Here is a 946-nt window from a genome sequence, read left to right on the forward strand (position 1 = left end):
GTATTAGTATTGAACAGCTCTGCCAGTTACTGCCCCAACCCTCCGGTTTGGCCATTGTCCACTTTGATAGCCAATTGGTCGTCGTTGAATATCAAATTCATATTTAGCGTGTATTCACCGTACAAGTAATTGCCGTTGACCGGCTTACCAGCCCGCTTGTAGGCAAGGCTACTTCGGATCGCGTCCATATTCACCTTCTTATAGAATACTTTGCCGTCCATTGGAGACCAAGTGCAACCGGTTTTTCTTACATGGCTAGGGTATTTCTGGCTTCTATAGACTGTATCGCAATGACTTAACAATGCTAACTGCCAAGTGATCTCGACGATTTCAGGCAAAGCATGCTCATACCCTTCAAAATTTTTAAGGCCGCCCGCCACCGTTGGTTCTATAGCCGGAAGCTCAGGATAAAACCCACCAACTATCGAATTAGATATACCTTTGAAATTTTTCGTTTCCACTCTCTGGTGACTCATGCCATTGATCAACACGCCGTGGCTACCGTAGTTAACTACATTTATATCATATTTAAATTTTTCACTTGCAGAGCCACATCCCACCACAGCCTGAGAGAGCACCAAATACACCAACAAAAGTCGTTGTGCATTTTCAAACACGACTACTGCTCCAGATCACGGTCATTAATATCAATGTATAGGCTATAATTATCTGCCAACCATTGCTGATATAGATATATTTCGTCAGATCCTTTTTTCAGAATTGTCTCGGTGAGCCCGTCGTTATCGAACAGCGTTGAACCGTCATCGAAGAACTTAGCATCCTGGTATATATCTTCCTCGATAAATTCCTTGGAATGCTCAAAGTCCAAATCATGAGTATCGAATCGGACGTACTCATCCTGCAAGACATCCGTGTCGTCGTCTTGGAGGTCGGGGTCAGGTCTTGGGAGGTCGGGGTCAGGTCTTGCGTCTTGACGCAGCCCGCT

2 protein-coding genes are annotated in these 946 nt (G+C 44.9%); both read right to left on the minus strand.

From position 1 onward, the window contains the following. Nucleotides 1-26 precede the first annotated feature (26 nt). Entirely contained in the window at nt 27-617 is a 591-nt protein-coding gene (locus tag RM530_RS18350) for a hypothetical protein (RefSeq protein WP_311366716.1), read from the minus strand. A 2-nt stretch (nt 618-619) separates the two neighbouring features. Beyond that, nucleotides 620-946: hypothetical protein (locus RM530_RS18355; protein WP_311366717.1), on the minus strand; the 327-nt coding region annotated here is incomplete at its 5' end.

The organism is Banduia mediterranea (genome assembly GCF_031846245.1).
GTDB lineage: Bacteria > Pseudomonadota > Gammaproteobacteria > Nevskiales > Nevskiaceae > Banduia > Banduia mediterranea.